We start from the raw sequence: 12,996 nt of genomic DNA, 5'->3' as shown, positions 1-12,996 counted from the left end.
CATAGCGACGTTGAGACATGCTGCTCTCCTCTTTCACAGAAGTGAATCAGAAACCCTCAAACGCCGATAGCGATTTATGAGTGTGTGACCTAGTCTCTCAGCTGCCGCGATAGGTGGAATAGCCGTAGGGCGACAGCAGCAGCGGCACATGGTAATGCGCCTGCGGATCGGACATGCCGAACCGGATCGGCACCTGATCCAGGAACAGCGGGTCTGCTCCCGCTTGGCCGGTCGCGCGCAGATAGTCGCCGGCAAAAAAGATCAACTCGTAGGTGCCGGTTTGGAACTTGTCCTGCGGCAGGATCGGGCTGTCGGTGCGCCCGTCGACGTTGGTCTGCATCTCGACCAGTTTTTGGTGCGAATTGCCCGACACGCGGTACAGCGCGATTTTCAGCCCCTGGGCCGGACAGCCGCGGGCCGTGTCCAGAACGTGGGTCGTCAGGTATCCTGTCACGGGTCTCTCCTGCCTGTTGCGTGGTGCAGTCTTGCCGGTCGTCAGTGGGTTTGGCAAACGGATAGGCCGCATTCTGGGGCGAAACCCATGCCCGGGGAAACGGCCAAATAACCGAAACAGCGTTCGGATTGATTTGATAATCCCTTGCGGTTTCATGCAATAAAAAGCCAGTGAAAGGTCGCAACAAAAGACGGAACCCAACATGCAGCCCCCCAGATACCCGCGCGACATGATCGGATATGGCGCAACTCCGCCCGATGCGAACTGGCCGGGCGGCGCCAAACTGGCGGTACAGATCGTGCTGAACTATGAAGAGGGCGGCGAAAACTGCGTGTTGCATGGCGACGCCGCATCCGAGGCGTTTCTGTCCGAAATCGTGGGCGCCGCCCCCTGGCCCGGCCAGCGTCATTGGAACATGGAATCCATCTATGAATACGGCGCCCGTGCCGGGTTCTGGCGGCTGCATCGCCTGATGGCCGACCTGCCGGTGACCGTCTATGGCGTGGCCACCGCGCTGGCGCGCTCGCCCGATCAGGTGGCGGCGATGAAATCCGCCGGGTGGGAGATCGCCAGCCACGGCCTGAAATGGATCGAACACAAGGACATGCCCGAAGACGAGGAGCGCGCCCAGATCGCCGAGGCGATCCGTCTGCATACCGAGGTGGTCGGGGAACGTCCGCGCGGCTGGTACACGGGGCGGTGTTCGGACAACACCGTGCGGCTGGTGGCCGAGGAAGGCGGGTTTGCCTATGTGGCCGACACCTACGCCGACGATCTGCCTTATTGGATGCATACCGATGGGCGCGACCAGCTGATCGTGCCCTATACGTTGGACTGCAATGACATGCGCTTTGCCACGCCGCAGGGGTTCAACTCGGGCGATCAGTTCTTTGCGTATCTGCGCGACAGTTTCGATGCGCTCTATGCCGAGGGGCAGGCGGGCGCGCCCAAGATGCTGTCGATCGGTCTGCATTGCCGCCTGATCGGCCGGCCGGGCCGGGTGATGGCGCTGAAGCGGTTCCTGGACTATGCGCGCGGCTTTTCCGATGTGTGGTTCGCGACCCGGTTGCAGATTGCCGAACACTGGGCGGCGCATCATCCGCCGCAGGACCGCCCGCGCCCCTCGCAGATGGACCGCGACGCCTTCGTGGCGGCCTATGGCGGCATATTCGAACATTCGCCCTGGATCGCCGAGCGCGCCTGGGCGCTGGAACTGGGTCCGGCCCACGATACGGCGGGCGGGCTGCACAACGCGCTGGCGCGGGTGTTCCGTTCGGCCTCGCCCGAGGAACGCCTGGGCGTTCTGACCGCGCATCCGGATCTGGCGGGCAAGCTGGCGCAGGCCAAACGCCTGACGGCCGAAAGCACGTCCGAGCAGGCCTCGGCCGGGTTGGACGCCCTGACCGATTCCGAACGTGCGGCGTTTACCGATCTGAACACGCGTTACACCGAAAAATTCGGCTTTCCCTTCATCATCGCGGTGCGCGACCACGACAAGGCCTCGATCCTGCAGGCGTTCCAGCGGCGTATCGAGAATGACCGCGAGACCGAGTTCGCCGAAGCCTGCCGTCAGGTCGAGCGCATCGCCGAGTTTCGCCTGCGCGACGTGCTGCCCTCATGACGCGGGTCATTCCTATCGCGCCGCTGACGGCCCGCACCTTTGCGCCTTTCGGTGACGTGCTTGAGGTTTCGGGCGCGCCGGACAAGATCATCAACCAGGGTCAGTGCGGGCGATACCATGACCGGGCGGTTCTGGATTTCGCGGACGGGCGCGCGGGGATCAGCCTGTTCGACGCCAATCCGCGGGCATTGCCCTATCAACTGGACATGGTCGAGCGTCACCCCCAGGGCAGCCAGGCCTTCATTCCGATGACCCACCAGCCGTTCTTGGTGATCGTCGCCCCGGACGAGGATGGCGTTCCGGGCCGGCCGCAGGCCTTCGTGACGCAGCCGGGGCAGGCTGTGAACTATCATCGCGGCACATGGCACGGCGTTTTGACGCCACTGCACGCGCCCGGCCTGTTCGCCGTGGTCGATCGCATCGGCGACGGCCCCAACCTTCAGGAGCACTGGTTCGACACCCCTTACGAGGTGCGGATGCCCTGACCGGGTCAGCCCGCCATCAGCCGGGCCACATCCAGCATCCGGGCCGAGAACCCCCATTCGTTGTCGTACCAGCCAAAAACCCGCACCTGACGGTCGCCGACCATGCGGATCTCGGGGCCGGCGATGACCAGCGACTCGGGGCGCGCCCGCAGGTCCGACGACACAAGCGGCATGTCGGTCCATCCCAGAACGGCCGACTCGGCAACCGCATGGCGCAACCGGGCGGTGAAGGTTTCGATGTCCGTCGGGGTCTCCAGCGTCGCCACCAGGTCCACGGCCGAGACGCTGGCCGTCGGTACCCGCACCGCCGCGCCCGAGATGCGCCCGGCCAGATGCGGCAACACCACGTCGATCAGATGGGTCGCGCTCGAGGTCGTGGGCACCATCGACAGCGCCCCCGCGCGCGACCGCGCCAGATCGCCCCGCGGTGCGTCCACCATCGGCTGGCTGTTGGTGTAGCAATGGATCGTGGTCATGTGCCCCGATGCGATGCCGCCGATGCCGTCCAGCACCTTGGTCAGCGGCGCCAGCGCATTCGTGGTGCAGGACGCGTTCGACACGATCCGCGCCTCGCCCAGGACTTCCTCATTGGCGCCCAGCACGATGGTGGTATCGGCGGCTGGTGACGGCCCCGAGATCAGAACCTTGGCCGCCCCGGCCTGCAGCCCCCGTGCCGCCACGTCCGAGCTGCGGGCGATGCCGGTGCAGTCCAGCAGCACATCCACCCCCGACAGATCGACCTGCGCCAGATCCTCGCTGTTGGTGACGGGGATTTCGGCGCCATCGACCACCAACGCGGCGTCCCGGGCCGCGACCGTCCCGGCATAGGGGCCGAAGGTGCTGTCGTATTGGAACAGATAGGCACAGGTTTCCAGCGGCGCGATGTCGTTGATCAGCACCACCTGAACATCCGACCCGGCGGGCAGCGCCATGACCTGCCGCAGGATCGTGCGGCCGATGCGGCCGAATCCGTTGATCGCAATCTTCATGCGCAAGCTATGGCAGGGCGCCGGGGCGATCTCAATGCCCGTTCTGACGGATCTCAGCCGCAGCTGACCTGCGAGAAAAACTGGCCCGAGATGTTCTGGTACATGCTTGGCCGGATCACCTTGCACCCGGTCGCCTGCTGGATGGCCGCGATGGCCTGAAGCGTGCGCAGGCGCGGTGGCGGGCCGAACGGGTTGAGGTTGTTGTTGTCGCGGGTGGCGCGGTACACGACCGGTTCGTCGGCCACCTGGGTCACGGCCCAGGTGCGGCTCATCACCGATACGGTTCGGGTTTCGTCACTTGCAAGGACCGGGGCGGCGACGCTCAGCGGCGCGACCGTGGCCAGGGTCAAAATGGATCTACGCAGTTTCATCGGGCAATCTCCGGGAATGAACACATGAAATCTGCCCCGATCAGAGCAAATTTCGGCCCCCGAGGGAAGCCTCGGCCCCGGGGAAAGCCGGTTTCGGGCGGTGATTCCGCGTTATCGCCCGGCCACGGACAGGGGCATGTGGCGGTTGACGTCCTTGTACAGAAGGTACCGGAACCGCCCCGGCCCGCCGGCATAGCAGGCCTGCGGGCAGAACGCGCGCAGCCACATGTAGTCGCCGGCCTCGACCTCGACCCAGTCCCGGTTCAGCCGATAGACCGCCTTGCCCTCCAGCACATACAGCCCGTGTTCCATCACATGGGTCTCGGCAAAGGGAATGACGGCGCCGGGTTCGAAAGTGACGATGTTGACATGCATGTCGTGGCGCAGGTCGTCCGGGTCGGCAAAACGGGTCGTGGCCCAGCGTCCCTCGGTGCCCGGCATCGGGGTCGGGGCCACGTCGCGTTCGTTGGTGATGATCGGGTCGGGGGCGGGCAGTCCGGGCACCGCCTGATAGGCCTTGCGCACCCAGTGGAACCGCGCCACCGCGTCGGACCGGTTGTGCAGCGCCCAGTCGGACCCGGGCGGGACATAGGCATATCCGCCGGGGTCCAGCACGTGCTTTTGCCCGGCGAGGGTCAGGACCACGGTCCCTTCGACCACGAAGAGGACACCTTGCGCCGCCGGGTCGGTCTCGGGGCGGTCGCTGCCGCCGCCGGGCTGAACCTCCATGATATATTGCGAAAAGGTTTCGGCGAAACCGCTGAGCGGGCGCGACAGGACCCACAGCCGGGTCTTTTCCCAGAACGGCAGAAAGCTGGTGACGATGTCGCGCATCGTGCCACGTGGGATCACGGCATAGGCCTCGGTGAACATGGCGCGATCGGTCAGCAACTGATCCTGACCGGGGTGGCCGCCATGGGGCGCGTAATAGGTGGGATGAGCCATCGGAAAACCTCGGGTAGGTGTCGCGGCCACTATGTGCCGATCGTGCCGGGGCCGATAGCGTCACGGATGCGATAGGTTTGTTCGGGATTATTTGAAGGTGCATCCCGCCCGGGGCTTGGCCGCACCGCACCCGCGGTATAGGCTTGGCCCCGGACCCATTTCGACGAAAGCGAGTTTCAAGCCATGCCCCGGTTTTTCTTCCCCTTTTGCGCAGCGGTTCTGGTCGGGTTGATTGGCGCGGCGCAGGCCAAACCCCTGTCGCGGATCATTGCCGAAATGGGCCTGAGCCCGGCTGATTTTCAGGTTCTGGACGCGGCCTCGAAAACGTTGCTGTCGGGCGGAACGCCGGCGGTGGGCGCGCAGCAAAGCTGGGACAATCCCGAAACCGGGTCAAAAGGCACGGTTCGGGTGCAGGAGGTGCGCGGCAATTGCGTGCAACTGCAGCATTCCGTTCAGCCCGGCGGTGCCGACGCCCCGCGCCAGATCCGCACCCGGCGGTGCCGTGATGCGGGCGGCAACTGGTTGCTGACCCCCTGATCACAGCCTCATCCACGGCGCGGGCCGCGCGAAAAATCTTCGCCGGTGACGTTCCGTCACCCGTCTGGACAGGGTCCCTGTCGCTGCGCCATCCTCGGCCCGAGGCAACCCACCGGGTGCGGATCGAGGGAGGGACCATCCATGAACATGTCATTCGTCTTGCGCGAGGAGAACCGGGCGCTGCTTGAGCGGGTCCGCGACATGATCCGCAACGAAATCATGCCCCTGGAAGAGGAATACCAGGCCGAGATCAACAAGGGCGATCGCTGGCAGTACACCGACCGCCAGGCCGAGATCCTGGAAGGGTTGAAAGCCAAGGCCAAGGCGGCCGGTCTGTGGAATTTCTGGCTGACCGACAGCGACAAGGGGTTCGGCCTGACTACGGTCGAATACGCCTATTTCGCCGAAGAGATGGGCAAGACCCCGCTGGGCGCCGAGGTGTTCAACTGTTCCGCCCCCGACACCGGCAACATGGAGGTGTTCGAGCGCTACGGCACCGAGAAGATGAAGGAACAGTGGCTCAAGCCGCTGCTCGAGGGCGAGATCCGCTCGGCCTATCTGATGACCGAACCGGATGTGGCCTCGTCGGATGCCACCAACATTTCCATGTCCTGCGTGCGGGACGGGGATGACTATGTTCTGAATGGCGAGAAATGGTGGTCGTCCGGCGCGGGCGATCCGCGCTGCAAGGTCTACATCGTGATGGTCAAGACCGGCGGCGACGACCTGCCCAAGCACAAGCGCCAGTCGATGATCGTGGTGCCGGCCGACACGCCGGGGATCGAGATCCTGCGCCCGATGGAAGTGTACGGCCATGACGACGCACCGCACGGGCACATGCATATCCGGTTCACCGATGTCCGGGTGCCGGCCGAGAACATTCTGCTGGGCGAGGGCCGCGGGTTCGAAATCGCGCAGGGGCGCCTCGGGCCCGGTCGCATCCATCACTGCATGCGCGCGATCGGCCAGGCCGAGATGGCGCTGGAGCAGATGTGCAAACGTGCCCTGCAGCGCGAAGCCTTCGGCAAGAAGCTGGCGCAGCTGGGTGCCAATTTCGATATCATCGCCGAGTGCCGGATGGAGATCGAGATGGCCCGCCTGCTGTGTCTGAAGGCCGCGTGGTACATGGATCAGGGCGATGCGCGCGCGGCGGCCCCGTGGATCAGCCAGATCAAGGTCGTGGCTCCGCGCGTTGCGCTGAAGGTCATTGACGAGGCGGTGCAGATGTTCGGCGGGCAGGGCGTCAGCCAGGATACGCCGCTGGCCACCGCCTGGACGCATGTGCGCACGCTGCGGCTGGCCGATGGCCCGGATGCGGTGCATCGCCGTCAAGTGGCGCGGGCCGAACTGAAAAAGCATACTCAGGAAAAGATCTGACATGCAGGACGCGGCGATACAGCCAGTGGTGGGTGAGACCGCCTATTTCCGGGTCGCGCCCGACGGGGCCTTTGTCGGAAATGACCCGGCGCGCGGGCCGTGGTCGGCCGACCACTGTCATGCCGGCCCGGTTGCGGGCCTGATCGTGCGCGCGGCCGAGATCGAGGTCGGCCCCGACAAGATGCTGACCCGCCTGACGGTCGATCTGCTGCGCCCGCTGCCGCTGTCCGGTCTTCGCGTGGCCGCCGAGACCGTGCGCCACACCAAGACGCTGGCCACCACGCGCGTCACGGTGCATGACCTGGACGACACGCTGTGCGCCACCGCCACCACGATGCATCTGGCGCGCCGGGATCTGGGGCGGGTGCCGAATGTCGCGATACAAGGTCCCGACCTGTCGCAGATCGAAGACGGCCCGTTTCCCATCGGTGAAATGCGGCATGACCTGCCCGGCTTTGCCCATCATTCCGAGGTGGCCTATCCCAAAGGCGGCAACCAAGGGGCGGGGCCGAAAACCATCTGGATGCGCACCCCGCCTCTGCTCGAGGGTGAAATCCCCTCTCCGATCCAGTCGCTGTGCCCGCTGGCCGATTGCGGCAACGGCATTTCCTGGAATGCGCCGACTTCGGAAATGGGGTTCATGAACACCGACCTGACGGTGCAGATCCACCGCGAGCCAGTGTCGGACTGGCTCGCCTCGGATTCCGTGTCGCACTGGCAGCCCAGCGGCATCGGGATGTCGCAGTCGGTTCTGTACGATACTCAAGGCCCGATCGGCACGGCGCTGCAGACGCTGGTCCTGTTTCCGCCGAAATGAGCGGCAAAATCCCGGCCCGTCGCCGAACCGCGTTGCCAGCGCCAGTCGGGCACCCTATCTTCGCGTTCATGCGTTGGATACCCGCCTTGATCGCCTATTGCCTGCCGTTTTCCGCGGTGGCGCACCCGCATGTCTTCATCGACACCGGGTTGGAATTCATCGTGGACGAGTCGGGCAACCTGACCCATGTCCGCGTCACCTGGGCCTATGACGAGTTCTACTCGCTGCTGGTGCTTGAAGACATGAGGTTGGATCAGGACGGCGACGGCGTGCTGTCCGAGGCGGAAGAGCAGCGCCTCGCCGGTTTCGACGCGCAGTGGGTCGAAGGATACAACGGCGATCTGGTCATCCTGGCCGCCGATCAGCCGGTTGCCTTGTCCGGTCCGCTGGAGCCGCGCGCCACGACCGAGGATGGCCGCATCGTGACCACCCATCTGCGCAAGGTCGAGGGCGAGCCGGTACCCGCGCAGGCTCTGTCGGCCAAACCTTTTGACGAGACATTCTATACCGCCTACGAGGTGACGCGCCCGGTCACCGTCACTGGGCCTGAAACCTGCCGGATCGACAGGTTCGAGCCGGATATCGACGGCGAGCTGGCCCAGATGCAGGCCTTTCTGCTGACGCTGGACGCCGACTATGACCTCGAGGAGAACGACATCCCTCTGGTCGGTGAACGCTTTGCCACCGAGATCCGCGTTTCATGTCCCGCTACCTGATCCTACCGGTCGGCCTGGCGATTGCGCTGCTGCTGTGGTTCTGGGGCAGCGGAGGTTTTGACAGCCTCGCGTCCTGGGCTGCGGGCGAGCAGCGGGAATTCCAGAACCAGATCGCCCGAGCCCTGCGGGCCGCGCGGGCCGAACAGCCCGAGGCCGTGGCCACGCTGCTGGCCGTCTGTTTTGCCTATGGGTTCTTCCATGCGGTGGGGCCGGGCCATGGCAAGGTGCTGATCGGAGGGTACGGGCTGGGCCGCAATGTCGCCTTTCTGCGCCTGTCGGCGATCAGCGTACTGTCCTCGCTGGGGCAGGCCGTGACGGCGATTGTTCTGGTTTATGCAGGCGTTCTGGTGTTCCAGATGTCGCGGGAAAGCCTGGTCGGCACCACCGAGCAGATCATGGCTCCGGTCAGCTATGGCGCGATCGCGGCCATCGGGCTGTGGCTGGTTCTGCGGTCGCTGCGCAGTTTCGCCCGGCGCGGCCGGGCAGACAACGCCCAGCATCACCATGATCACGCACACCATCACCACGACGGCGAGGTCTGTTCCGATTGCGGGCACCGTCACGGCCCCACCGCCGAAGAGGTGGCCCAGGTCGGCACATTGCGCGAGGCGGCTGTTCTGATTGCCGGCATCGCCGCGCGACCCTGTACCGGGGCCTTGTTCGTGCTGATCCTGACCTGGCAGATGGGCATCGCGATGGTCGGTATCGCCGGGGCCTTTGCCATGGCGCTGGGCACTGCGACCGTCACCACCCTGGTTGGCTGGACGTCGTTCGGGTTGCGGGGCGGCTTGCTGGCCTCGGCCTCGGCCACGCGGTTTGCGGCCGTGCTGGCGCCCACGATCGAACTGGTGGCCGGACTGCTGATCGCGGTGATCGCGGGCGGATTGCTGCTGCGCGCGCTCTGACGTCAGTCGAAAACGGGATCGGGGTAGCCGACCCGCGCCAGGTACAAACCCTGCGGCGGACAGACCGGCCCGCAGGCCGCGCGGTCGGCGGCCTCGAGCGCATCGCGCACGTCCTGCGGTGTCCAGGCGCCCGCGCCGACCCGTTCCAGCGTGCCGACGAAACTGCGGACCTGGTTGTGCAGGAAGGACCGGGCGCGGACGTGGAAATGCACCTCGGGGCCGGAAAAGCGTTGCACCTGCTCGACGCGCAGTTCGTCCAGCGTCTTGACCGGGCTGGCCGCCTGGCAGATCGAGGACCGGAAAGTGGTGAAATCGTGCCGCCCGATCAGCATGTCGGCCCCAGCCTGCATCGCGGCGACATCCAGCGGGTGTCCGATCTGCCAGACTTGGCCCTTGTCATGGGTCGCGGGCGCACGGCGGATCAGGATGCGGAACAGGTATTGCCGCTCGATGGCCGAGAACCGCGCGTGCCAGTCATCCGCCACCCGCGCGGCCTGGAGAATCGCCACCGGCAACGGCTTGAGGTGATAGTTCAGCGCCTCGGACAGGCGGAACGGGTCCCAATCTTTTTCAAGGTCGCAATGGGCCACTTGCCCCAGCGCATGAACGCCCGCATCCGTGCGCCCGGCGGCCGCGATCGTGTGCGCACCGGGCTGCAGTTTCGACAGGGCTGCCTCGATGGCGCCCTGGACCGAGGGCAGTTCTTTCTGCCGCTGCCATCCGGCAAACGGTTCACCTTGGTATTCGACTTTCAACGCGTATCTGGGCATGGCCTGCTGGTACCCTGCCGGAGGCGTCCGGGCAAGGGCAGGCGGCAAAAGCGCTGGCAACCGGGGCAGCGGCTACCTATCTTGGGACAAACAAGAAATGCGAGGCGGCGGTTTGGTCATCTCATCACTGGCAGACAGTCTTGTGCGCGGCGTCGAATCCGTCGGTGACCGCGTGTCCGAGACGTTTTTCGAACCGGTCGTGCGGCTGGGCGTCACCGGGCTGGCGCGGTCGGGCAAGACGGTGTTCATCACCTCGCTGGTGGCCAACCTGCTGGATCGGGGGCGGATGCCGGGCCTGGTCGCCCAGCAGGAGGGCCGCATCAACGCCGCCTACCTGCAGCCGCAGCCCGACGACACCGTGCCCCGGTTCGACTATGAATCGCACTTGTCGGCCCTGACCGGGCCTCAGCCCCATTGGCCCGACAGCACCCGCGCCGTGTCCGAGCTGCGCCTGTCGTTCAAGGTCCGCCCCGCCGGGCTGCTGGCCGGCCTGCAGGGGCCGCGCACCGTGCATCTGGACATCGTCGACTATCCCGGCGAGTGGCTGCTGGATCTGGCGCTGCTTGATAAATCCTATGACGACTGGTCGCGCGAAACGCTGGAGCGGATCGCGCAGCGTCCGGCCGCGGCCGATTTCCTGGCTCAGATCAAAGCCGTTGATCCGGCCGACCCCCATGATGAACCCACCGCGCAGGCCCTGGCGCGGGGCTTTGCCGACTATCTGACCGCCGCGCGGGATGCGGGGTTTTACGACTGCACGCCGGGCCGGTTCCTGCTGCCGGGTGATCTGGCCGGGTCGCCGGTGCTGACCTTTGCGCCGTTGCCGATCGACGGCGCCTCGCGCCGCCGCAGCCTGCACCGCGAGATGGAGCGCCGGTTCGAGGCCTACAAGGCGCAGGTGGTGAAGCCCTTTTTCCGGGATCATTTCGCCCGGATCGACCGGCAGGTAGTGCTGGTGGACGCGCTGGGCGCGATCCACAAGGGGCCGCAGGCGGTCGAGGACATGCGCCGCGCCATGGGCGACATCCTGTCGGCCTTCCGGCCCGGCCGCAATGCGTGGCTCAGCCAGATGCTGCTGGGCAAGCGGGTCGAACGCATCCTGTTCGCGGCCACCAAGGCCGATCACCTGCACCACCTGCAACACCCGCGCCTGACCGCGATCATGGAGGCCCTGACCCGCGAGGCGCGCGACCGCGCCAAGTTCGCCGGGGCCGAAACCGCCGCCATGTCCATCGCCGCGCTGCGCGTGACGACCGAAGAAATCCGCACCCATGACGGCGTCGAACTGCCTTGCGTGCGCGGTACTCTGGAGAATGGAAAACAGGCGGCCTTCTTCCCCGGAGAGCTGCCCGAAGACCCCGCCCATCTGCTTAACCCTGCGCGCAAGGGGGCCGACACCTGGCTGGGCGAAGAGTACGGGTTCATGACCTTTGCCCCGGCGCATATGTCGCTGCGCCCCGGTGACGGCCCGCCGCATATCCGGCTGGACCGCGCCGCGCAGTTCCTGATCGGAGACCGGCTGTGACCGTCACCCTCAGGCCCGCGCGCAGCCTCGACGCCGGGGCGGTCGGAGAGATTCTGCACGGCTTTGCACGCGAAAACGACTGGATGCCCGAGCTGCATTCGGGGGCCGAAGCCATCGCCTTTTGCGGGCGGATGATCGACAATGGATGGGTCACGGTTGCCGAACAGGGCGGCAAGGTCGCAGGCTTTCTGGCCGTGAACGGAACCGAGGTTCATTGCCTGTACCTCAGCCCCGCCGCGCGAAATCAGGGGATCGGCGCACAATTGCTGGACAGCGCCAAGGCGGGCCGTCGTGAACTGGCTCTGTATGCGTTTCAGGCCAACACGGGCGCGCGCCGGTTCTACGAACGGCACGGTTTTGTCGAAGTGGCCCGCAGCGACGGGGCCGACAATGATGAACAGCTGCCGGACATTCGGTTCGTCTGGCAACAGGAGGAGTGACGCATGGCCAAGGGTCCGGTTCTGATCGAGCTTGACGAGGATGCCCCGGCCGCCGACGTGGCGAAGGCCGCGCCGGTGCCGGATATCGCGCCACCCCAAGGGCAGGCGATGCAGGCCGCGGCCCGTCTGGCCGCGCGCAAGCCGTCGGTTCTGGGCCGGTGGTTCTGGGGGCTGGCGGTTGCGGTCGTGGGGGCGGCGGTGTCCGTCGCCGCGTGGAATTTTGCCACCTCGCTGATCGCCAGTGTGCCGGTGCTGGGCTGGATCGTGACCGGCCTGATCTGTGCGCTGGTGCTGGTGGCCCTGCTGATCGCGCTGCGCGAACTGGCCGCGCTGGGCCGGCTGTCGCGGGTGGACGGGATGCGCCGTGCCGCCGATGCCGCGCTGGCCGATGCCGATCTGGCGCAGGCCCGGGCCGTGACGCAGCGCCTGATCGCGTTCTATCGCGGGCGCGAGGATACGCGCTGGGGCCGCGACCGTCTGGCCGACCGGATCGAGGACCAGTTCGACGCCTCGGGCCTGCTTGGGCTGGTCGAGGACGAATTGCTGGCCCCGCTGGACGCCGCCGCCAGCCGCGAGGTCGAGGCCGCCGCGCGCCAGGTCGCGACGGTGACGGCTCTGGTGCCGCTGGCGCTGGCCGATGTGGCGACGGCGCTGCTGGCCTCGTTGCGGATGATCCGCCGGATTGCCGAAATCTATGGCGGGCGGGCCGGGTTTCTGGGGGGCTGGCGATTGACCCGAGCGGTGTTCGTTCACCTGGTGGCCACCGGTGCGGTGGCCGTGGGTGACGACCTGCTCGAACCGGTTCTGGGCGGGTCGGTCCTCAGCAAGCTGTCGCGCCGCTTTGGCGAAGGGCTGGTCAACGGCGCCCTCAGCGCCCGCGTCGGCGTGGCCGCGATGGAGGTCTGCCGTCCGCTGCCCTTCTCGGACCGGCACAGGCCGTCGACCCGCGGCATGGTCTCGCGCGCGCTGGGCGGGCTGTTTTCCAAGGGTTGATCTGCCGCAAAGCCATCGGGCCGCCGCGCGGGGCACAATCTTCCGGAAGGG

General features: G+C 66.4%; 15 protein-coding genes. 10 read left to right on the top strand and 5 right to left on the bottom strand.

Annotation, left to right across the window (positions count from 1 at the left end; genetic code table 11):
- Positions 1 to 97: 97 nt before the first annotated feature.
- Positions 98 to 454, bottom strand: coding sequence for a hydroxyisourate hydrolase (uraH, locus tag F3H26_RS09360; protein ID WP_149775793.1), 357 nt, complete (start codon positions 452 to 454; stop codon positions 98 to 100).
- Between the two features lie 202 nt (positions 455 to 656).
- Between uraH and puuE the strand changes: the two genes are divergently transcribed.
- Both puuE and F3H26_RS09350 read left to right on the top strand, forming a co-directional pair.
- Entirely contained in the window at positions 657 to 2,075 is a 1,419-nt protein-coding gene (gene puuE, locus F3H26_RS09355; RefSeq protein WP_149775792.1) for an allantoinase PuuE, read from the top strand.
- On the top strand, positions 2,072 to 2,560 hold the full coding sequence (locus F3H26_RS09350; RefSeq protein WP_149775791.1) for an ureidoglycolate lyase: 489 nt from the start codon (positions 2,072 to 2,074) through the stop codon (positions 2,558 to 2,560). The genes puuE and F3H26_RS09350 overlap by 4 nt, the downstream gene beginning before the upstream one ends.
- A gap of 5 nt (positions 2,561 to 2,565) precedes the next feature.
- Here F3H26_RS09350 and F3H26_RS09345 read toward each other — a convergent pair whose 3' ends face one another.
- From F3H26_RS09345 to F3H26_RS09335, 3 genes are all read right to left on the bottom strand, one after another.
- Positions 2,566 to 3,549, bottom strand: a complete 984-nt coding sequence (locus F3H26_RS09345; RefSeq protein ID WP_149775790.1) for a type I glyceraldehyde-3-phosphate dehydrogenase — start codon at positions 3,547 to 3,549, stop codon at positions 2,566 to 2,568.
- A gap of 53 nt (positions 3,550 to 3,602) precedes the next feature.
- The gene (locus F3H26_RS09340; protein ID WP_149775789.1) at positions 3,603 to 3,920 is read right to left on the bottom strand and encodes a hypothetical protein; all 318 of its coding nucleotides are present in this window, start codon (positions 3,918 to 3,920) and stop codon (positions 3,603 to 3,605) included.
- A 111-nt stretch (positions 3,921 to 4,031) separates the two neighbouring features.
- Positions 4,032 to 4,865, bottom strand: a complete 834-nt coding sequence (locus F3H26_RS09335; RefSeq protein WP_149775788.1) for a bifunctional allantoicase/(S)-ureidoglycine aminohydrolase — start codon at positions 4,863 to 4,865, stop codon at positions 4,032 to 4,034.
- Positions 4,866 to 5,048: 183 nt separating this feature from the next.
- Between F3H26_RS09335 and F3H26_RS09330 the strand changes: the two genes are divergently transcribed.
- From F3H26_RS09330 to F3H26_RS09310, 5 genes are all read left to right on the top strand, one after another.
- Positions 5,049 to 5,402: a hypothetical protein gene (locus F3H26_RS09330; protein ID WP_149775787.1), complete on the top strand. Its 354-nt coding sequence runs from the start codon at positions 5,049 to 5,051 to the stop codon at positions 5,400 to 5,402.
- A gap of 141 nt (positions 5,403 to 5,543) precedes the next feature.
- A complete protein-coding gene (locus F3H26_RS09325; protein WP_149775786.1) occupies positions 5,544 to 6,779 on the top strand; it encodes an acyl-CoA dehydrogenase family protein in 1,236 nt (411 codons plus the stop codon).
- Between the two features lies 1 nt (position 6,780).
- On the top strand, positions 6,781 to 7,596 hold the full coding sequence (locus tag F3H26_RS09320) for a thioesterase family protein (RefSeq protein WP_149775785.1): 816 nt from the start codon (positions 6,781 to 6,783) through the stop codon (positions 7,594 to 7,596).
- Positions 7,597 to 7,664: 68 nt separating this feature from the next.
- Positions 7,665 to 8,312, top strand: a complete 648-nt coding sequence (locus tag F3H26_RS09315; RefSeq protein WP_149775784.1) for a DUF1007 family protein — start codon at positions 7,665 to 7,667, stop codon at positions 8,310 to 8,312.
- Positions 8,297 to 9,217, top strand: coding sequence for a nickel/cobalt transporter (locus tag F3H26_RS09310; RefSeq protein ID WP_149775783.1), 921 nt, complete (start codon positions 8,297 to 8,299; stop codon positions 9,215 to 9,217). Before F3H26_RS09315 ends, F3H26_RS09310 begins: the two co-directional genes overlap by 16 nt.
- Positions 9,218 to 9,219: 2 nt before the next feature.
- Here F3H26_RS09310 and truA read toward each other — a convergent pair whose 3' ends face one another.
- The gene (gene truA, locus F3H26_RS09305; RefSeq protein WP_149775782.1) at positions 9,220 to 9,987 is read right to left on the bottom strand and encodes a tRNA pseudouridine(38-40) synthase TruA; all 768 of its coding nucleotides are present in this window, start codon (positions 9,985 to 9,987) and stop codon (positions 9,220 to 9,222) included.
- Positions 9,988 to 10,099: 112 nt separating this feature from the next.
- Here truA and F3H26_RS09300 point away from each other — a divergent pair, with 112 nt between their 5' ends.
- The 3 genes from F3H26_RS09300 to F3H26_RS09290 are packed head-to-tail and all read left to right on the top strand — an operon-like array spanning position 10,100 to position 12,945.
- Positions 10,100 to 11,512: a YcjX family GTP-binding protein gene (locus F3H26_RS09300; protein WP_149775781.1), complete on the top strand. Its 1,413-nt coding sequence runs from the start codon at positions 10,100 to 10,102 to the stop codon at positions 11,510 to 11,512.
- Positions 11,509 to 11,952, top strand: a complete 444-nt coding sequence (locus tag F3H26_RS09295) for a GNAT family N-acetyltransferase (protein WP_149775780.1) — start codon at positions 11,509 to 11,511, stop codon at positions 11,950 to 11,952. The genes F3H26_RS09300 and F3H26_RS09295 overlap by 4 nt, the downstream gene beginning before the upstream one ends.
- A 3-nt stretch (positions 11,953 to 11,955) precedes the next feature.
- Positions 11,956 to 12,945: a YcjF family protein gene (locus tag F3H26_RS09290; protein WP_149775779.1), complete on the top strand. Its 990-nt coding sequence runs from the start codon at positions 11,956 to 11,958 to the stop codon at positions 12,943 to 12,945.
- The last annotated feature ends 51 nt before the right edge of the window (positions 12,946 to 12,996 follow it).

The sequence above is a fragment of the Ruegeria intermedia genome, from assembly GCF_900129345.1.
Classification (GTDB): domain Bacteria; phylum Pseudomonadota; class Alphaproteobacteria; order Rhodobacterales; family Rhodobacteraceae; genus Ruegeria; species Ruegeria intermedia.
This window is presented reverse-complemented; position numbering and strand designations above follow the sequence as displayed.